Here is a 19,628-nt window from a genome sequence, read left to right as displayed (position 1 = left end):
TAGGAGAGTTTCACCATGGCCCTGTCCCGTGCCCGATTCCTTGCCTGCCTGGCAGCCGGCGCCGCCGCGCTGGCGCTGCCGCCGGCGTTCGCGCAGAGCTATCCCGAGCATGCGATCAAGCTGGTCGTGCCGTTCGCACCGGGCGGCGCCACCGACATCCTGGGGCGGCTGCTGGCCACGGCGCTGGGCGACAAGCTGGGCCAGCCGGTGATCGTGGACAACCGCCCCGGCGCCGGCACCGCGGTGGCGGGCGGCCTGGTGGCCAAGGCGCCGCCCGATGGCTATACGCTGTTTCTCGGCGCCAGCTCTACGCTGGCGATGAACCCGGTGATCCGCAAGTCGCTGCCCTACGATCCGCTGCGCAGCTTCACCATGCTGGGGCTGGTGGCCGACATGGGCCTGGTGCTGGTGGCCAACAACGAGGTGAAGGCGAACACGCTGCAGGAGCTGGTCGCCCAGGCCAAGGCCGCGCCGGACAAGTTCTCGTACGGTTCCTTCGGCACGGCGTCGTCAGTGCATTTTGCGGGCGAGATGCTCAAGGCTGCCACAGGCCTGAGCATGCTGCACGTGCCCTTCAATGGCAGCTCGCCCAGCCTGACCGCGCTGATGGGAGGGCAGGTGCAACTGGCGGTGGATACGGTGGTGGCGACCACGCCGCTGGTCAAGTCTGGCAAGATCCGCCCGATCGCGGCGCTGGGCGCCAAGCGCCTGGCCTTGCTGCCGCAGGTGGCGACGGTGGCCGAGAGCGGCTACCCGGGCTTCGACATGAGCACCTGGTTCGCATTTCTGGCACCAGCCGGCCTGCCGGCGCCGGTGCACAAGAAGCTGGAACAGGCCCTGGCCGATGTGATGGCTGCGCCCGAGATGCAGCGCAAGCTGGTGGACATCGGCCTGACGCCCGCCTGGGGCCCGGGCAGCGCGCTGCGCGAGCGCGTGGAGCGCGAGCTGCCGCTGATGCGCGAGGTGGCGCAGCGCGCGCACATCCAGGCGGAGTGAGCGCCCGGGGCCGGGTGGGATCGGTGTGATTGGCGGTGGGGCTCAGGCCACCTGGGCGTGGAAGGCCTTGTTGGCGATCTTCCAGCCTTGCTCGGTCTTGAGCAGCACGAAGTAGTCGGTGAAGGTGATGTTGCCGTGCACCAGCGTGATCTTGGCGCTGGCGGCGGTGCCGGCGATGTCCAGCGCATCGATGGTGCGCAGCCGGGTGGCCTCGTCGGCCGCCGGGGTGTTCTTGAAGCGCTGGCAGTAGGTGTCCAGGTCCCACGAGGTCAGCGGGCCTTCGCGCACACTCTCCAGCCGCGCGCTGGGCATGAAGGCGGCGCGCATGTGCTCGGCGCTGTCTTCGGCATGGCCGCGCATGTACAGCTCCAGCGGCACGCGCACGGCGGCTTCTTCGGGGTGGCTGGTGAGGCGCTCGGGGGTGTTGCTCATGGCGGTATCTCCTGGATGGATCGCAATTGACGGATATCGGCCGATGTTAGCCAGCGATGGCGCGGCGATTAGCGCCATCGAGGTCATGATTGCTTAACGCAGCTACTTAGTGCAGCTACTTAGTGCAGCTACTTAGTGCAGGTCTTTCCACCACAGCGCATTGCTGCGTGGCTGGCCCACGGTCATCAGCTCGCCGATCTCCGGCGTGGCGAGGGCGATGCCGCGCTGCCGCGCCAGGTCGGCCAGGCGGTCCAGCGGCTCGCGCCAGGCGTGGAAGGCCAGCGCGAAGGTGCTGTTGTGCACGCTGTACAGCACCTGGCCGCGCAGGTCCTCGAAGGCGCGCACGGTCTCCTCGGGCGTCATGTGCACCGAGGGCCACCAGGCATCGTAGGCGCCGTTTTCCATCAAGGCCAGATCGAAGGGGCCGAGGCGCCGGCCGATCTCGGCAAAGCCCTGGAAGTAGCCCGAGTCGCCGCTGTAGAAGATGCGCTGGCCGCCGGCCTGCAGGGCACACGAGGCCCAGAGCGTGCTGTCGCGGTCGTTCAGGCTGCGGCCCGAGAAGTGCTGCGACGGCGTGGCGGTGAGCCGCACGCCGGCATGCTCGGCCTCCTGCCACCAGTCGAGCTCGGTGATGCGCGCGGGCTCCACGCCCATCTCGCGCAGGCGCGCGCCCACGGCCAGCGGCACGAAGTAGCGCTCCACCTTGCCGCGCAGGTACTCGATGGTGGGGCGGTCCAGGTGGTCGTAGTGGTCGTGCGACAGCACCAGGCCGGTGATCGGCGGCAGCTCGGCCAGCGCGATCGGCGGCGCGTGGAAGCGCTTGGGGCCCATGAAGCTGAACGGCGACACGCGCTCGCCGAACACCGGGTCGATCAGCCAGTAGCCGCCCTGCAGCTTGAGGATGTGCGAGGAGTGGCCCAGCCGCGCGATGTGGTTGGCGCCGGCGGGCAGGGCATCGAGCTGCGCCCGGGCCAGCGGGCGCACCGTGATCGCGTCGATGGGCACGGTGCCGCTCTTGTCGCCGAACAGAAAGCGCCACCAGATGCGCGCGCCGCCCTGGGTGGGGCGGGCATCCGGATTGGGCAGGTTGTGAAAGCGCTGGTCCTGCGCGGAGTACTGGGCCGAGGCCTGGTAGCGGGCCTGGTCGTCCTCGCCGGCGGGGGCGGCGCAGCTGGCGATGGCGCAGGTGGAGGCAACCATCCAGCCGCTGCGCAGGCGTTTGAAAGAGGGTGGCATAGCCGGGCAGTATAGGGTTTGCTGGCAGACCCCAACCCCCGGCCAATGCCATTCCCGCGTCAGGCTCTTGGCTGCCGCCCCACGCTGCGGATCAGCTCGGCGATGCGCTTGTGCTGCAGCTCGTAGTTCTGGTCGGCTTGCTGCTGCGTGGCGATCGGGCTGGCCACGTTGCGGCCTTCGAGCTCGAGCTTGGCGCGGATCTCGGGGTTGGCCAGGGCTTCGCCGATGGCCTGGCGCAGCACCGCGATGCGCTCGGGTGGCGTGCCCTTCTTCACGAAGTAGCCGCCGCCGATGCTGTACTCGAAATCGGGCACGAGCCTGCTCTGCGAGATCAGCGGAATATGCTTGATCGGCGCGGGCAGGGTCTTGGCGAAGCTGCTCAGCACGCGCAGCCGGCCCTGCTGCTGCATGGCGTCGAAGCTGGCCTGGTAGGGGAGGATGGCGAAATCGACCTGGCCGCCCGCCAGGTCCTGCAGCGCCGGCGCCGCGCCCTTGTAGGGCACATGCAGGAAGGGCAGCTTCAGCCGCTGGGCCAGCGAGTCGCCCATCAGGTGGTAGAACGAGTCTATGCCCACGGTGGCGTAGGTCAGCGGCTCGCCCTTGCGCGTCTTGGCGAATTCGAGGAACTCGTCCAGGGTCTTGGCCTCGATGCCGCTGCGCACCAGCAGCACGATGTTGGCCTCGCTGATCGGTGCGGCTTGCACGAAGTCCTGCGGCTTGTAGCGCGCCGCGGGATTGAGCATGGGCGTGAGCAGCACGTCGCCGGCGCCGGCATGAAAGAAGGTGTAGCCGTCGGCCGGCGCGCTCAGCACCTTGCCGGCACCGATCAGGCCGGTGCCGCCGCCGTAGTTCTCGACGATGACCTGCTGGCGCAGGCTCTTGCCTATGGACTCGGCGAAGATGCGCGCCGACACATCGCTGGCGCCGCCAGCGGGGTAGGGCACGACCAGCGCCAGCGGCTTGGTGGGAAAGGCATCGGCGGCGCGTGCGGGTCGGCTCGCAACAGTGGCGGCGGCTGCGGCGCAGCCGAATTGCAGCAGGTGGCGGCGGTTCAGGGTAGGCATCACAAGGAAAGGCAATGGAAGGAAATCAGGCGCTCAGGTAGCTCTGCGCCAGGTGCACCCAGAATGCGGCGCCAAGGGGCAGGGCCTTGTCGTTGAAGTCGTACAGCGGGTTGTGCACCATGCAGCCGCCGTCCTCGCCCACGCCGTTGCCCAGGCGGATATAGGCGCCGGGGCGGTGCTCCAGCATGTAGGCGAAATCCTCGCTGCCCATGGTGGGCTGGCGCTCCAGCACATGCGCCTCGCCCACCAGGCGGATCGCTGCCTGGCGCGCATATTCGGTCTGCGCCGGGTGGTTGACCAGCACCGGGTACTTGCGCTCGTAGGCGATCTCGGCCTGCAGCTGGTAGCTCTGGGCCTGCGCCGCGACGAAGTCGCGGATGCGCTTTTCCACCTGGGTGCGGGTCTGCGGGTCGAGCGTGCGCACGCCGATCTTGAGCACCGCGCTTTCGGGCACGATGTTGTAGACCTCGCCCGCCTGCACCGAGCCCACGGTGATGACCGCGCTCTTGAGCGCATCGATCTCGCGGCTGACGATGGACTGCAGGCCCAGCACGATGCTGGCCGCGCACTGCATGGAGTCGACGCCATGGTGCGGCATGGCGCCATGGGCGCTCCTGCCGCGCAGCGTGACGGTCACCTTGTCGAACGAGGCCATCGCGGGGCCGGGGCTGATGGCCAGCTTGCCCACCGGCAGGCCGGGCGCATTGTGCAGCGCATAGACCTCGTCGCAGGGGAACTGCTCGAACAGGCCTTCGTCGACCATGCGCAGCGCGCCGCCTTCGTTCTCTTCGGCGGGCTGGAAGATCAGGTTCAGCGTGCCGTTGAAATCGGCCTGCGCCAGGTACTTGGCGGCGCACAGCAGGATGGCGGTATGCCCGTCATGGCCGCAGGCGTGCATCTTGCCGCTGATGGTGCTGGCATAGCCCAGGCCGGTCTTCTCGTGGATGGGCAGCGCATCCATGTCGGCGCGTATGCCCAGCGCCTTGGCGCCGCTGCCTTTCTTCAGCGTGCCGACCACGCCGGTCACGCCCAGGCCGCGGTGCACTTCGTAGCCCCAGGCGGCCAGCCGCTCGGCGACCAGGTCGCTGGTCTGGCGCTCTTCGAAGGCGAGTTCGGGATGGGCGTGGATCTTGTGGCGGATGTCGACGCATTCGGGCGCGATGGCGCGTACGGCATCCAGCAGTGCTTGGAGGGGGGAATGGCTCATGGATCGGGGTGATAACGGTTCGGAGCCATTCTAGAAATCGCCGAATCGGCGGCTTGTCCCTGCCGGGACAGAAGCCAGCCTGGGTGCGGGTTTACGCCAGCTCGGCGACCAGGTCGATCTCCACGCAGGCGCCCAGCGGCACCTGGGCCACGCCGAAGGCGCTGCGGGCGTGCGCGCCGCTTTCGCCAAAGACCTCGGCCAGCAGCTCGCTGCAGCCATTGGTGACCAGGTGCTGTTCGGTGAAGTCCGCGGTGCTGTTGACCAGGCTCATCACCTTGACGATGCGGCGGATGCGGTCGAGGTTGCCGCCGGTGGCGTGCTCCAGCGTGCCCAGCAGGTCGATGGCGATGGCGCGCGCGGCCTGCTTGCCTTCGTCGGTGCTGATGTCGCGGCCCAGTTGCCCGGCCCAGACCTTGCCGTCCTTCTTGGCGATGTGGCCGCTCAGGAACAGCAGCTTGCCGGTCTGCACATAGGGTACATAGGCGGCGGCGGGAATGGCGACCGGAGGCAGGGTGATGTTCAGGGCTTGGAGTCGGTGGTAAACGCTCATGGCTGTCTCTAGGTGGATGGGTTGGAAAAACTGCTTGCCGAGTGTGGCACAAAAGTGCGGCGGCACCAGGCGCTAGCATGTACGCACAAAAGGACGAGGGAGAGAGGGATGAGCAGGAGCATGGTGCCGCCCCCTGTGGCGGGACGCCGGCGCCTGGCCGCGGCCCTGTGGGGCGTGCTGCTGGGGGCCTTGCTGCAGGTGACGCAGCCGCAGCTGTCGGCCGCGGGCGGCTATGCGGCAGCGCTGGCCCTGGGCGGCGCGCTGGCGGCCCTGGCGGCCAGCGGCCGCTGGATGGCTGGCCGCTGGTGCGCGCCGGCCTGGCTGCTGGCGGCCGCCGCGCTGGTCTGGGGGCTTTCGGGCCTGCGGGCCCTGGCGCAGTGGGAGCAGCGGCTGGCGCCGGCGCTCGAGGGCGTGGACATCGAATTGCAGGGCCTGGTGGTGCAGATGCCGGTGGCCACGCCGCAGGGGCTGCGCCTGCGGCTGCAGGTGGAGTCGGCGCGCCTGCCGCCCGCGGGGCCTGCCGTGGTGCTGCCGCCGCTGCTCGATCTGGCCTGGTACCGCGCAGCGGCCTGGTCGGGCGGGGCGGCCGCCGCGCCGCTGCCCGGGCTGCGCGCCGGGCAGCGCTGGCGCATGGTGGTGCGGCTCAAGGCGCCGCACGGCAACCTCAACCCGCATGGCTTCGACTACGAGCGCTGGCTGTGGGAGCAGGGCGTGCAGGCCGTGGGCTATGTGCGCGCGGCCGCAAACACCGCGCCGCCGCAGCTGCTGGGCGACAGCGGCGCCTATCCGGTGGAGCGGCTGCGCCAGCGGGTGCGCGATGCGATGGTGGCGCGGCTGGCGCCAGAGGGGCCGGCCACGGCATCCACACCGGCGTTGCAGGAGCGCGAGCGTATCGCCGGCGTGCTAGTGGCCCTGGTCACCGGCGAGCAGCGCGCCATCGACCGCGAGGACTGGCGGCTGTTTCGCACCACCGGCGTGGCGCACCTGATGGCGATCTCGGGCCTGCACATCACCTTGTTTGCCTGGGTGGCCACGCTGGGCATAGGCGCGCTGTGGCGGCGCAGCAGCTGGCTGTGCCTGCGCTGGCCGGCGCCCTATGCGGCCATGGCCGGCGGCGTGCTGGCCGCTTTCGCCTATGCGCTGTTCAGCGGCTGGGGCGTGCCGGCGCAGCGCACGGTGCTGATGCTGGCCGTGGTGGTGCTGCTGCGGCTGGCCGGGCGGCAATGGCCCTGGCACGCGACCTGGCTGCTGGCTTGCGCCGCGGTGGTGGCGGCCCAGCCGCTGGCGCTGCTACAGGCGGGGTTCTGGCTGAGCTTTGTGGCGGTGGGGATATTGTTTGCCTCCAATTCAGTGGCGGTAGGCAAAGGCATGCCAGGAGCCGGAGGCCATCTGTACCGGATATTCAAGGAGCAGTGGGTGGCCACGGTGGCCTTGACGCCGCTGTCGCTGCTGCTGTTTGGCCAGGTGTCGGTGGTGGGGCTGCTGGCCAACCTGCTGGCGATCGCCTGGGTGACCTGGGTGGTCACGCCGCTGGCCTTGCTGGGCGTGCTGGCGCCGCCGCTGTGGGAGCTGGCGGCCTGGTGCATGCAGCCGCTGATGGCGTGGCTGCACTGGCTGGCGCGCTGGCCGCATGCGGCGGTGTGGCTGCCGGCCGCGCGGTGGTGGGGGGCGGCCGCCGCGGTGGCGGGCGGCCTGTGGCTGGTGCTGCCGCTGCCCGCGGGCCTGCGCAGCCTGGGCCTGCCGCTGCTGGTGCCGGCGCTGTGCTGGCAGCCGCCGCGGCCGGCCGAGGGGCAGTTTCGCGTGCTGGCGCTCGATGTGGGCCAGGGCCAGGCCATCTTGGTGCAGACCGCGCGCCACCAGCTGCTCTATGACGCCGGGCCCCGGTATGGCGTGGACAGCAATGCCGGCGACCGGCTGGTGGTGCCCACGCTGCGGGCGCTGGGCGGCAGGCTCGATGCGCTGCTGCTCAGCCATGAAGACAGCGACCATACCGGCGGCGCCGAGGCGGTCATCACGCAGCTCGCGCCGGCGCAGGTGATCGGCTCGCTGCCACCCGAGTGGCACTTGCGCTATGAGGCGCTGCTGCCAGCGGGCGGGGTGTACCGCGCCTGCGTGCAGGGCATGGCCTGGGACTGGGATGGCGTGCGGTTTTCCATTCTCCATCCCTTCGGCGCCGGCGCCGCGAGCGCGGCGGCGCGGCCGGGCCGGCGCGAAAGCCCCAACGCCCGCAGCTGCGTGCTGCGGGTGCAGGCGGGCAGCGGCGGGGCGGTGGCCCTGCTGGCCGGCGACCTGGAAAAACCCCAGGAGCTGCAGCTGGTGCGGCGCAGCCCCGGGGAGCTGGCCGCCGACTTGCTGGCAGTGCCGCACCACGGCAGCAAGACTTCGTCGAGCGCGGCTTTCCTGCAGGCCGTGTCGCCGCGGCTGGCGGTGGCGCAGGCGGGGTACCGCAATCGCTTCGGCCATCCCGCCCCCGAGGTGGCCGCGCGCTACCGGGCGATCGGCATACCGCTGGCGGTGAGCGATGCCTGCGGCGCACTGGCCTGGGAATCCACCGCGCCTGCCCCATGGCGGTGCGAGCGTGCATCGAGCCGGCACTTCTGGCGGCATGAGGTGCACCGCAATGGGGCAGGGGCCGATGGCGGCGGGCCGGCGCAACTACGGGATTCTCGGTAGGCGCGAAAGCCGAGGCCGGGCCTGGAACTTGCTATCCTGATTTGGCGAGAAAGGACGCATCCATGGCGAAATACGATGAGATGTACGAAACGCTGCCGATCGAGGGCAGCACTGTGCGGCCCCATTACCAGCAGTATGCGCAATGGCTGGCGCAGCAGCCGCTAGAGACCATGCAGGCGCGCCGCGCCGAGGCCGAGCTGATTTTTCGCCGCGTGGGCATCACCTTCGCGGTGTATGGCGAAAAGGACGAGGATGGCTCGGGCACCGAGCGGCTGATCCCGTTCGACCTGATCCCCCGCATCATCTCTGCACCAGAATGGGCGCGCATGCAGCAGGGCCTGGTGCAGCGGGTCACGGCGCTCAACCGCTTCATCCATGACGTCTACCACGGGCAGGAGATCCTGAAGGCCGGCATCGTGCCGCGCGACCTGGTGCTGGACAACAGCCAGTACCGGCCCGAGATGCAGGGCGTGAACGTGCCGCTCGATGTGTATGCGCACATCGCCGGCATCGACATCGTGCGCGCCGCGAACAGCGACGGCAGCGGCGAATACTATGTGCTCGAGGACAATCTGCGCGTGCCTTCCGGCGTGTCGTACATGCTGGAGAACCGCCGCATGATGATGCGCCTGTTTCCCGGCCTGTTCGGCAGCCATGCGGTGGCGCCGGTGGCGCACTATCCCGATCTGCTGCTCGATACGCTGCGTGCCAGCGCTCCGGCGCACACGGCGGCCAACCCGACGGTGGTGGTGCTCACGCCCGGCATGTACAACAGCGCCTATTTCGAGCATGCCTTCCTGGCGCAGCAGATGGGCGTGGAACTGGTGGAAGGGCAGGACTTGGTGATGAAGGGCGACATGATCTACATGCGCACCACCCAGGGCCTGCAGCGCGTGGACGTGATCTACCGCCGCGTGGACGACGACTTCCTCGATCCGCAGGTGTTCCGCCCCGGCTCCACGCTGGGCTGCGCGGGGCTGATGCAGGCCTACCGCGCGGGCAACGTCGCCATCTGCAACGCGGTGGGCACCGGCGTTGCGGACGACAAATCGGTCTACCCCTATGTGCCGGACATGATCCGCTTCTACCTGGGCGAGGAAGCGATCCTCAAGAACGTGCCCACCTGGATCTGCCGCAAGCCCGATGACCTTGCCTATGTGCTCGCGCACCTCGACGAGCTGGTGGTCAAGGAAGTGCATGGCGCGGGCGGCTACGGCATGCTGATCGGGCCGGCCTCGACGCGGGAGCAGATAGAGGAGTTCCGCGCCGCGCTGCTGGCCAACCCGTCCGGCTACATCGCGCAGCCCACGCTCAGCCTCTCCAGCAGCCCCACGTACGTGGACAGCGGGATTGCGCCGCGCCATATCGACCTGCGTCCCTTCGTGCTCAGTGGCAAGACGGTGCAGATGGTCTCGGGCGGGCTCACGCGCGTGGCGCTCAAGGAGGGCTCGCTGGTGGTGAACTCATCGCAGGGCGGTGGCACCAAGGACACCTGGGTGCTGCGCGCAGCGGACGACCCGGTGCCGGCGGGCGCCGTGGACCAGTGATTGGAGAGGGAGGATTTTTATGCTGAGCCGTACCGCAGACCATTTGTTCTGGATGTCACGTTACACGGAAAGAGCGGAGAACACCGCCCGCATGCTCAATGTGAGCTACGAGACCTCGATGCTGCCCCAGTCGCAGGATGCGGCCACCAAGGCGTGGCAGAGCGTGCTGTCCATCAGCGAGCTGCTGCCCGCCTACTACCAGCGCCATGCGCAGATCAGCCGCGATGGCGTGCTGCACTTCATGGTGCGCGACGAGACCAACTCCTCTTCCATCGTCTGCTGCCTGCAGGCCGCGCGTGAAAACGCGCGCGCGGTGCGCGGCGCGCTCACCACCGAGGCCTGGGAGACCCAGAACCAGACCTGGCTGGAGATGGTGCGCCAACTGCGCGAAAGGCGCTTCGAGGCAGATCCAGGGCAGTTCTTCGAGTGGGTCAAGTACCGCTCGCACCTGTCGCGCGGCGTGACGCTGGGCACCATGCTGCAGGACCATGCCTTCAACTTCATGCGGCTGGGCACCTTCCTGGAGCGGGCCGACAACACCGCGCGCCTGCTGGACGTGCGCTTTCATGCGGTTGCCAGCGAATACCACGGCCACCACCAGGTATTGCCCACCGGGCGCAACGCGGCCCCGTTCGACTACTACCACTGGAGCGCGATCCTGCGCAGCGTCTCGGCCTTCGAGGTCTACCGCAAGGTCTACCGCAACGTGATCACGCCGGCGCGCGTGGCCGAGATGCTGATCCTGCGGCGCGACATGCCGCGCTCGCTGCATGCCTGCATGGCCGAGGTGGTGGAGAACCTGGAGCTGGTCGCCAACAACCATTCGGCGGAGACGCAGCGCCAGGCGGGCCTGCTGCTGTCCGAGCTGAAGTACGGCCGCATCGATGAGATCCTGGAGACCGGGCTGCACGCGTTCCTCACGCGCTTCCTGGACAGGGTGAACAGCCTCGGCGCGGGCATCAGCCGCGACTTCCTGGCGCTGGCCGACGACTGAACCTATGCAGCGTGCTGCGGCGGCAGCTCCAGCAGCACGCCGCTGCCGTCGCCTATGGGCAGCACATCGCAGTTGTTGCCGGGGCCGCCGCGGTCGACGACGAGAAAGCGCGTCGGCGCCTGCAACGCGATCAATGAGTGGTGCCACACGCCGCGGCGGTAGTTGACACCCTGGCGGCCGTCGGTGATGAAGGCGCGCAGCTCGCCCGGCCGCACGCATTCGCCCACGGGCGCCACCACCACGATGAAGGGCTGCGGCTGCAGCGGCACGAAGGCCTGGCTGCCCAGCGGGTGGCGCTCCATTTCCGTGAGCAGCAGCGGCAGCTCGTAGGGCAGGGCGTGGAACAGGTTGATCAGCGCATGGCCGTCGGCGCCGCCGGTGTCCACGCGCGCCAGCGCGTGGTAGCGCTCGGTCATGCCGTTGTTGATCGGCAGCGGCACATGGCCGGCACTGTCGATCACCTCGCCGAAGTCGGCAAAGGCCTGGGCGGTCAGGGGCTGCACCTGCAGGCGCTGCGGGTGCTGTGCCGCATGGTCGGCGGCGGGGGCTGTCAGGGTGGTGTTCATGCAAATGATTGGAATGGTTTTACCTGTCTGGTATTACCAGTATGTTTTGTGCTTGCAGGCTTGTCAAATAGGTAATGTACTAGGGTAAATGCGAGTGCGTGGCAGCGCATTCTGGATCATTATTCGTCACCTTAATTCATACCGGTCATACCAGTTGAGGAATTCGTTCTCAATTCCTTCTGCCCAGCCAACCCTCTAGCCAAGGACTTCCGATGCCATCCCTTTCCACCACTCCCGAGCTGGCCGCGCCGGCCGCAACGCTGGCTGGCGAAACCGCCGCCGAGGCCGCCGTCTACCGCAAGGTGGCCTGGCGCCTGCTGCCCTTCATCATGGCCTGCTATGTCGCGGCCTACCTGGACCGCGTGAACGTCGGCTTCGCCAAGCTGCACATGCTGGCCGACCTGCAGTTCAGCGAGGCCATGTACGGCCTGGGCGCGGGGCTGTTCTTCATCGGCTATTTCTTCTTCGAGGTGCCCAGCAACATGCTGATGCACCGCATCGGCGCCAAGGCCACGATCTCGCGCATCATGATCATGTGGAGCCTGATCTCGGCGGCCATGATGTTCGTGAGCACGCCCACGCAGTTCTACGTGCTGCGCTTTCTGCTGGGCGCGGCCGAGGCGGGCTTCTACCCCGGCATGATCCTGTACATGACCTACTGGTTTCCGTCGTACCGGCGCGCGCGCATGGTGGCGCTGTTCATGTGCGCCATCCCGGTCTCGGGCATCATCGGCGGGCCGCTGTCGGGCGGCATCATGGACCTGATGCAGGGCGTGGCCGGCCTGCGCGGCTGGCAGTGGCTGTTCCTGATCGAGGCCGTGCCTTCGCTGCTGCTGGGCCTGGCCGTGCTCTGGTACCTGGACAACAACATCCGCAGCGCGCGCTGGCTGAGCGAGGCTGAAAAGAGCCTGCTGGAGCGCAACATCGCCCGCGAGAACGCAAGCAAGAGCGACAGCCACATGACGCTGCGCGCGCTGTTCTCCGATCCGCGCATCATCAAGATGGCCCTGATCTGCTTTTGCACCGTCATGGGCCAGTACGGCCTGACCTTCTGGCTGCCCTCGCTGATCCGCCAGTCGGGCGTGGAAGGCGCCTTCCACATCGGCCTGCTGACGGCCGTGCCGTTCACCGTGGCCGTGATCTCCATGAACCTGGTCAGCCGCAGCTCGGACCGCATGCGCGAGCGCCGCTGGCACCTGATCGTGCCGTTCTGCGTGGGTGCGCTGGGGCTGACGCTGTCGGCCGTCTTCAGCGGCAATGTCTATCTGTCGCTGGCCGCGCTGGCCCTGGCCGCGGGCGGCAGCCTGGCGACCTCGCCGCTGTTCTGGAGCCTGCCCACGGCCATCCTGTCGAGCGCCGGCGCGGCGGCCGGCATTGCGCTGATCAACTCCTTTGCCAACCTGGCTGGCTTCATCAGCCCCTACATGATCGGCCTCATCAAGGATGCGACCCAGAGCACCAATGCCGCCATGTACACGCTGGCCTGCGTGCTGCTGTTCGGCGCCTTCCTGACCTACACGGTGCCGGCGAAACTGGTCAACAAGTAGTGCGTGGGGCTGCGGTATTGGCGGGCAGGGCGCTGCGCAGTCGTTAAGATGGCGCGCATCGCTCCTTCCACATTGACCGCCCTGCCGCATGGAATCCTCCGCCACCTCGAATGTCGCCGTTGCCAGCCATGCGGCCCGCCTGATCCGGGAGTGGATCGAGACCGGGGTGTATCCGGTGGGCGCGCTGCTGCCGTCGCAGCGCGACCTGTCGGAGCGCCTGGGCATCAGCAGGACTTCATTGCGCGAGGCCTTGTCCACGCTGCAGGGGCTGGGGCTGGTGGTGGCGCGCCCGGGCAAGGGCGTGTATGTGACCGAGGCGCCCGAGGCGCCGGCGAGCGAGGCCTGGCGCTTTGCCGATTCGCATGCGCTCACCGATGTCTACCAGCTGCGCTATGTGCTGGAAGGCTTTGCGACGCGGCTGGCGGCCCTGGTGGTGCAGCCCGAGGACCTGGCGGCGCTGCAGGCCAACCTACAGGCCCTGCAGCGGTGCATAGAGGCGGCGGATTTCCTGCAGGCCAGTCGCCTGGATTTCGACTTCCACCTGCAGATCGCCACGATCTCGGGCAACCACGCGATTGCCGACGTGCTGCGCGGCAGCGGCGAAGTCATGCAGGAGAGCCAGCGCCTGCCGTTCTACAAGCGCGGCGCGCGCCATGCCACCTGCGAGGAGCATGCGGCCATCATCGCCGCGCTGGCCGAGGGCCGGCCCGAGCTGGCGCAGCAGGCCATGGCCGCGCACATCGTGCAGGCGGCCCAGCGCGCCGGCGTGCACTTTCCCACGGGGGCATAGGCGCCAACGAAAAAACGGGCCGAGGCCCGTTTTCTCCGAAGCGCAGGGCCGGGCTCAGTCGGCTTCGCCCATCTGCGACTGCAGGTAGTTCTGCACCCCGACCTTGTCGAGCAGGTCGATCTGGGTTTCGAGGAAGTCGATGTGCTCCTCGGTGTCGTCCAGGATCTTTTGCAGCAGATCGCGCGAGACATAGTCGCGCACGCTCTCGCAATAGGCCATGCCTTCCTTGATGGTCTGCTGCGCGCCCTGCTCGGCGCGCAGGTCGCAGGCCAGGATCTCCGGCACGTCCTCGCCGACCTGCAGCTTGGCCAGGTCCTGCAGGTTGGGCAGGCCGTCGAGCATGAAGATGCGGTCCATCAGCCAGTCGGCATGCTTCATCTCGCCGATGGATTCCTTGTATTCCTTCTTGGCCAGCTTGTCGAAGCCCCAGTGCTTGAGCATGCGGTAGTGCAGGAAGTACTGGTTGATCGCGGTGAGCTCGTTCTTGAGCTGGGCCTGCAGGTAGCTGATGACTTTGGGGTCGCCTTGCATGGTGGGGTCCTTCCTTCTTCTCTCTGTCCGTTGAATCCGGGCATTGTGCAGCCAATGCCTTGATTCAACAAACGGACATGCGGGGAGCCCCCAGGCCAGCGTTCTGGCTGCGTTTAAGGTTGAGATGGATTCGCAGTCAGCCGGTGGCCGGCATTGCGCGGCCCTAGAAACGGTAGGTGCCCGTCAGCGAGAAGGTGCGGCGCTGGCCGTAGAAGCAGTCGCCGCGCGCCAGGCACTGGGTGATCTGCACCTTGTCGGCGAGATTGGCCACGTTGAAGGCCAGGCGCCAGTCGCCGGCGTCGTAGGCGGCCATCGCATCGAGCAGCGTGGCGGCCGGCGTGTCGATCAGCGGCGAGCCGCTCCACTGCGAGCCGGTGTAGCGCAGGCCGGCGCCGATGCTCCAGCCGCCGCGGCCGCTGCTGGCGAAGCGGTGGCTGAGCCAGGCCGACGCGGTGTGGCGCGGCACGCTGGCCACGCGCTGGCCTTCGTCGCCCGCATTGCTGCGCGAGATGAAGGCATCGGTGTAGGCATAGGCGAGCGTGGCGTCCCACTGGCGGGCCAGGCTGGCGCTGAGCTCGGCCTCGAAGCCGTTAACCTTCACCTCGCCGAGCTGCAGGCTGTTGAGCGGGTTGGCCGGGTCGTTGGTCTTGCGGTTTTTCTCGCGCAGCGTGTAGACGGCGGCGAAGGCCGAGATGCCGCCGCCCGGCGGCTGCCACTTGATGCCGGCCTCCCACTGCTGGCCGCGCTGGGGCTTGAACGGGGTGCCGTAGGCATCCACGCCGCCCAGCGGCTGGAACGATTCCGAGTAGCCCGCATAGGGCGCCCAGCCGCCATCCATCTGGTAGGCTACGCCGGCGCGCTTGGTCCAGGCGCTGTCGTCCGCGGCGGCGGCGGGCCGGCCCTCGGTGTCGGTCTTGGCGCTGTCGTGGCGCAGGCCCAGCGTGGCGGTCCAGCGGCCCCACTTGAGCTGGTCCTGTGCGTAGAGGCCAAGCTGGCGCTGCTCCACATTGGGCAGGCGCGCCAGCTGCGCCGCGGTGGGCGGTGTGAAATTGCCGTACACCGGGTGGTAGACATCGATGGCCGGGGCCACTGCGCGCCAGCTCGACTGGCTGGTCTGGTTGCGCTGCAGGTCCAGGCCGGCGAGCAGGGTGTGCTCGGCGCCCGCCGCCTGGATACGGCCTTCGAGCTGGGTGTCCACCAGCAGCATGCGCCCGCCGTTGAGCTGCCAGACCGCATCGCGCAGCAGCGTGCGGTTGTCGGCATTGAAGACCGGGCGCGCCGGGCGGCCCAGCGCTGCATTGGCGGTGAAGCTGGTGTAGAGGGTGCGGTAGTCCACGCTGCTGATGGTGCGGCGCAGGTTCTGGCGCAGTGTCCAGTCGGCGTTCAGCCGGTGGCTGAACAGATAGCCCCAGGAGCGGTTCTCGGTGTCGTAGGCGTCCCATCCCGGCTCGCTGATGAAGGTGCTGGTGGGGATTGGCCCATAGGGGCTGGCCAGCCGCGTGGCCTGCCACGGGAAGAAGCCGATCAGCGAGCCGCTTTTGTCTTTCTGGTAGAGCGCCTGCAGCGTCAGCGAGGTATCGGCGCTGGGCTTCCAGGTGAGCGAAGGCGCGAATACCCGGCGGTCGTCGTTCACATGGTCGACCTGGGTGTTGCTGTCGCGGCCCACGGCCACCAGGCGGTAGAGCCACTGGCCGTCCTGCGTGAGCGGGCCGCTCAGGTCGGCCGCTATCTGCTTGCGCGCATGGCTGCCCAGCTGCACTTGTATCTCGCGCAGCGGCTCGGCCTGCGGGCGCTTGCTGGTGAGGTTGAGCACGCCGCCCACGCTGCCCTGGCCATAGAGCACCGACGAGGGGCCGCGCAGGAACTCGACGCGCTCCAGCGTATATGGATCGGGCCGCGAGGTGTTGTAGGTGCCGTAGCTGCGCAGCAGCCCGTCCTGGTACTGCGAGACGCTGCCGCCGCGGGCGGCGAAGCTGTCGACGCGGCTGTCGAAGTAGTTCGATACCACGCCAGCGGTATAGGCCGTGGTTTGGCGCAGGGTTTGCACGCCCTGGGCCTCCATCTGGTCGCGGGTGACGACGCTGATGGCCTGGGGTGTTTCGATGAGCGGCGTGTCGGTCTTGGTGGCCGAGGTGGCGCGCTTGGCGGTGAAGCCGATGACCGGGCCGGTGGGGTCTTCGGCATAGGCATCGGCATTGACCGTGACGGGCGCGAGCGTGGCCTCGCCGGCCGTGGCCGCCGGCGCTACGGCACTCTGGGCCTGGGCGGCGCCGCACAGCGCCAGCAGGGCAGCCTGCGCAATGGCGCCGAGGTACAGGGGGGGATGGGACATGGTGCTGTTTCGGTGCGGGTATATCCAGGCGGCTCAGTGGCCGGCGTGCGGCGCGGGCAGCGCAGGCGAGGCCATGCCGTCCGCCTGCACGAAGCTCAGCGTGGTGATGTAGCTGGCCTCGCCATAGGCCTTGCCCTGCGCCTGGCCTGCGTTCTTGTCGCTGTGCTTGACCTCGGCCACGTACTGGCCCTTCCAGGGCAGCGCGAAGGTGACGGTGCCGTCGTCCTGGCTGTGGGCCTGCCGCGTCCAGCCCGAAGGGGCGGCCATCTGCACCTCGGCCTTGGCCAGCGGCGCGCCGTTGAAGCTCACCCTGAACTGCCCCGGCTTGCCGGTGGGCACCAGATCCAGTGCCTGGGCATTGGGCTGCACCGCCTGGCCGGCGCTGGCCACCCAGCGCGCAGCGGGCACCCACAGCAACGCGGGCAGGCTGTGCTTGCTGCGGTCGATCAGCGGATAGCTGGCGCTGGCAAACAGGGTTTGCGCATCGGGCTGGGTGGCGTAGGCGAAGGCGCTGGCCCCGAGCTTGCCTTGCAGCACCTGGGTGCCTGCGGCGCTGCGCTGCTGCAGCGCGGGCACGCCGGCGAACTTGTCCAGCGCGCCGGGCGAGGATTCGCGCAGGTTGTCGTTGAACTCACCGAAGTGCAGGCGGGCCTGGCCGTCGGTGTTTTCGAGCCAGACCTGGTGGGCCTGGGCGCAGCTGCCGGCCAGCAGCAGTGTGGCGAGAAGATGGTGGCGCATGGTGGTTCCTTGGTTGCTGTGAAAAAAAAGCTGCCGGCGCTCCCGTGCGGAGCGCCGCAGGTGGATTCGGTACCGGGGCGCGTGGCCCGCGGGCTCAGTAGCGCGCTTTTAGCGCGAGCACCGCGCTGCGTGGCGCGCCATAGAAGTTCTGGCGGCCGGGAGACGAGACTTTTTCGTAGTAGCGCTTGTCGAACAGGTTGTCCACGTTGAGGCTCACGCCCAGGTGGTCGTTGATCTGGTAGGCCACCTGGGCGCTGGCCAGCGTGTAGTTGCCGGACATCAGGCGCAGCGTGCCGCTTTGCGCAAAGAATTCGCTGCGGTAGGTCAGGCCGCCGCCTACGCTCCAGCCCTGAAGCGCGGGCGCGCGGAAGGCATAGCGGGTGAAGAGGTTCACGCTGTGGCGCGGCGTGACGGGGCTGAATACCTGGCCCTGCTGCGCCACGGGCGCTTCGAGGTATTTGGTGGCGGTGTAGGCATAGCCCGCCACCAGGTCCCAGCCGGGGCGGGGCTGGCCACTGACTTCCATCTCGAAACCCTGGGCGCGCACCTTGCCGCCGGCAATGGATGCCGTGGGCACGCTGGGATCGGCCATGGCGCGGTTCTCGTCGAGGATGCGGAACAGCGCCGCGCTGGCCTGCAGGCGCTTGTGCAGGAATTCCCCTTTTGCGCCCAGCTCCACTTGCTTGCCGGTGCGCGGGGGCAGCAGCCTGCCGGCGGCGTTCAGGGCCGACTGCACCACGAAGGTTTCGGCGTAGCTGAGGTAGGCGGTGGTGTTCGCGCTCAGGTCGTACAGCGCGGCGACCGAGGGAATGAACTGGCGACCCGGGTCGGCGTCAGCGGTGGCCTGGCCGTCGCTCAGGCGTCGGGTCTCCACCCGTGCCCACGACAGGCGCCCACCCAGCAGCAGCCGGGCGCGGTCGGCCAGGCTCAGCTGCGCCTGGCCATAGAGCGCCTGTTCGGTGCGCACGGTGCGGGCGTTGTAGCCGGGCAGCGTGATGCGGGGGTAGGGCAGCTGGTAGTCGGGCCGGAAGATATTGGCCGTGAACCTGGGGCCGTAGGCATAGTTGCCGTCCAGGCTGCGGGCGCGGCTGTGGCTGGCGCCCAGCAGCAGGCGGTGGCTGCGGCCCAGCCACTGCAGCGGCGTGGCGAGGTACAGGTCGAGATTGCGGTTGGCGTTGTCCTGCAGGAAGTCCACCGTCTCCATGGTGTAGTCGCCGTTCGCGTTGGCGGCCGAGTAGGCGCGCGCAGAGCTGTAGAAACCATCGCGCTGCATCTGCCGCGCCGCGAACTTGAGCAGGCCGCCGTTGTCCAGGTGGTGTTCCAGTTCGGCGAAGGTGTCGGTGGTGTCCAGGTCCTGTTGGTTGCGCGCCAGGCCGGCAAAGCTGGAGCGTGGCAGCTCGATCAGGCGGCCGTCGGCATAGGCCGGCAGGCCCTGGTCCACGGTGGCGCGGATGCGCTGGTGCGTACGGCCCACGGATAGCGTGGTGCCGGACGCGATGTCCAGCTCCAGCGTGCCATAGCCGGCGCTCTTGTCGTTGCGCAGCGTGGCCACGTAGCTGTCGCGGTCGTCTTTCACCAGCACCAGCCGGCCGCGCAGGCTGCCGCTGCTGTTGAGGGGGCCGGTGAGATCCAGGTCGGCGCGGCGCTGCTGCCACGAACCCAGCGACAGATTGGCCGCCAGGCCCAGCTGGCTGCGGGCGCGCTTGCGCACCAGATTGATGGTTCCGCCCGGTTCGCTGGCGCCTTGCAGCAGGCCCGAGGGGCCGCGCAGCACCTCGATGCGGTCGTAGATGGCAGTGTCCAGCGCGGTGGCGAAGTTGGCGCCCTGCGGGAACGCCATGCCGTCATACTGGATGGCGCCGATGTCGAAGCCGCGCGACTGGATGGTGTTGTAGTTGCCCGCGCCGTCAAAGCGCGTGACGGTCACGCCCGTGGTCAGCTTGGCCGCATCCTCCAGCTTGGTGATGTTGCGCTCGTCGAGCTGTTGGCGCGTGATGACGCTCAGGGACTGCGGTATCTCGCGCGGCGATTGCATGAGCTTGCCCGCGCTGAGCTCGTGGGCCGTATAGAGGCCCGTGCCTTCGGTGGGCTGGCCTTCGGCATCGGCAGAAACCTGTACCTCCGGCAGCAGCGCGCCGTCGGCCTGGGCCTGTGCTTGAGCCTGTGCGGCTGGCATGGTGAACGCTGCCAGGGCGCCCGCGGCAAGTGCCCATGGCGAGAGGGAGTACGGCATGGCGGGCTTTCCTTCAGTGTCCGGTGCAGGCATGGCGCCGGCCGGCCGTGGATGGAAAGCGGGCGCGGCCGGGCCGCGCAGCAAGACAGGAAGGGAATGGCACGCCGAAAGCCCCCGGATCGTGGTGGATGTGAACGATTGGTGGCTGGCTGCGGCAAAAGCCGATGGGGCTGGCGAATAGCCTGTTATTTT

Annotated in this window: 16 protein-coding genes; 6 read left to right on the top strand and 10 right to left on the bottom strand. The window is 68.5% G+C overall.

All coding sequences use genetic code 11. The annotated features are described in order from the left end of the window. Positions 1-15: 15 nt before the first annotated feature. Positions 16-996 carry a Bug family tripartite tricarboxylate transporter substrate binding protein gene (locus ACODRX_RS08250; protein WP_488870846.1) on the top strand — a complete coding sequence of 327 codons (981 nt, stop codon included), beginning with the start codon at positions 16-18 and terminating at the stop codon, positions 994-996. A 42-nt stretch (positions 997-1,038) separates the two neighbouring features. Here ACODRX_RS08250 and ACODRX_RS08245 read toward each other — a convergent pair whose 3' ends face one another. From ACODRX_RS08245 to ACODRX_RS08225, 5 genes are all read right to left on the bottom strand, one after another. Next, a complete protein-coding gene (locus ACODRX_RS08245; RefSeq protein WP_488870845.1) occupies positions 1,039-1,428 on the bottom strand; it encodes a nuclear transport factor 2 family protein in 390 nt (129 codons plus the stop codon). 132 nt (positions 1,429-1,560) lie between these two features. Further along, positions 1,561-2,628, bottom strand: coding sequence for an MBL fold metallo-hydrolase (locus tag ACODRX_RS08240; protein ID WP_488870843.1), 1,068 nt, complete (start codon positions 2,626-2,628; stop codon positions 1,561-1,563). Positions 2,629-2,723: 95 nt separating this feature from the next. Then, positions 2,724-3,728, bottom strand: coding sequence for a tripartite tricarboxylate transporter substrate binding protein (locus tag ACODRX_RS08235; protein WP_488870842.1), 1,005 nt, complete (start codon positions 3,726-3,728; stop codon positions 2,724-2,726). 25 nt (positions 3,729-3,753) lie between these two features. Further along, the gene (locus ACODRX_RS08230; protein WP_488870841.1) at positions 3,754-4,935 is read right to left on the bottom strand and encodes a M20 aminoacylase family protein; all 1,182 of its coding nucleotides are present in this window, start codon (positions 4,933-4,935) and stop codon (positions 3,754-3,756) included. A gap of 91 nt (positions 4,936-5,026) precedes the next feature. Beyond that, positions 5,027-5,485, bottom strand: a complete 459-nt coding sequence (locus ACODRX_RS08225) for a RidA family protein (protein ID WP_488870840.1) — start codon at positions 5,483-5,485, stop codon at positions 5,027-5,029. A gap of 120 nt (positions 5,486-5,605) precedes the next feature. Here ACODRX_RS08225 and ACODRX_RS08220 point away from each other — a divergent pair, with 120 nt between their 5' ends. The 3 genes from ACODRX_RS08220 (at position 5,606) to ACODRX_RS08210 (ending at position 10,699) form a co-directional block, all read left to right on the top strand. Beyond that, positions 5,606-8,158, top strand: a complete 2,553-nt coding sequence (locus ACODRX_RS08220) for a DNA internalization-related competence protein ComEC/Rec2 (RefSeq protein WP_488870839.1) — start codon at positions 5,606-5,608, stop codon at positions 8,156-8,158. A gap of 62 nt (positions 8,159-8,220) precedes the next feature. Beyond that, the gene (locus ACODRX_RS08215; RefSeq protein ID WP_488870838.1) at positions 8,221-9,705 is read left to right on the top strand and encodes a circularly permuted type 2 ATP-grasp protein; all 1,485 of its coding nucleotides are present in this window, start codon (positions 8,221-8,223) and stop codon (positions 9,703-9,705) included. Positions 9,706-9,724: 19 nt separating this feature from the next. Beyond that, positions 9,725-10,699 (top strand): alpha-E domain-containing protein, encoded by a 975-nt coding sequence (locus tag ACODRX_RS08210; protein WP_488870837.1) that lies wholly within the window; start codon positions 9,725-9,727, stop codon positions 10,697-10,699. Positions 10,700-10,701: 2 nt separating this feature from the next. On the opposite strand, the gene ACODRX_RS08205 is transcribed toward ACODRX_RS08210, so the two are convergent. After that, the gene (locus ACODRX_RS08205) at positions 10,702-11,265 is read right to left on the bottom strand and encodes an ureidoglycolate lyase (RefSeq protein WP_488870836.1); all 564 of its coding nucleotides are present in this window, start codon (positions 11,263-11,265) and stop codon (positions 10,702-10,704) included. A gap of 212 nt (positions 11,266-11,477) precedes the next feature. On the opposite strand from ACODRX_RS08205, the gene ACODRX_RS08200 reads away from it, so the two are divergent. Together ACODRX_RS08200 and ACODRX_RS08195 are read left to right on the top strand one after the other, a co-directional pair. Next, positions 11,478-12,812 (top strand): MFS transporter, encoded by a 1,335-nt coding sequence (locus ACODRX_RS08200; protein WP_488870835.1) that lies wholly within the window; start codon positions 11,478-11,480, stop codon positions 12,810-12,812. Positions 12,813-12,900: 88 nt separating this feature from the next. Next, a complete protein-coding gene (locus tag ACODRX_RS08195; protein ID WP_488870834.1) occupies positions 12,901-13,602 on the top strand; it encodes a FadR/GntR family transcriptional regulator in 702 nt (233 codons plus the stop codon). 54 nt (positions 13,603-13,656) lie between these two features. Here the strand turns inward: ACODRX_RS08195 and bfr are convergent, their stop codons facing one another. The 4 genes from bfr to ACODRX_RS08175 all read right to left on the bottom strand — a co-directional run bounded on the left by bfr (position 13,657) and on the right by ACODRX_RS08175 (position 19,436). Next, complete coding sequence (gene bfr / locus ACODRX_RS08190; protein ID WP_488870832.1) at positions 13,657-14,133, bottom strand: bacterioferritin; 477 nt, start codon at positions 14,131-14,133, stop codon at positions 13,657-13,659. 163 nt (positions 14,134-14,296) lie between these two features. Beyond that, on the bottom strand, positions 14,297-16,465 hold the full coding sequence (locus tag ACODRX_RS08185; RefSeq protein ID WP_488870831.1) for a TonB-dependent siderophore receptor: 2,169 nt from the start codon (positions 16,463-16,465) through the stop codon (positions 14,297-14,299). Positions 16,466-16,498: 33 nt separating this feature from the next. Further along, positions 16,499-17,203 carry a DUF4198 domain-containing protein gene (locus ACODRX_RS08180; RefSeq protein ID WP_488870830.1) on the bottom strand — a complete coding sequence of 235 codons (705 nt, stop codon included), beginning with the start codon at positions 17,201-17,203 and terminating at the stop codon, positions 16,499-16,501. Positions 17,204-17,297: 94 nt separating this feature from the next. Then, positions 17,298-19,436, bottom strand: a complete 2,139-nt coding sequence (locus ACODRX_RS08175; protein ID WP_488870828.1) for a TonB-dependent siderophore receptor — start codon at positions 19,434-19,436, stop codon at positions 17,298-17,300. Positions 19,437-19,628 lie beyond the last annotated feature (192 nt).

This window comes from Comamonas sp. FG99 (genome assembly GCF_057808605.1).
Note: the sequence above shows the minus strand (reverse complement) of the source record. Positions and strands in the feature narration are given on the sequence as shown.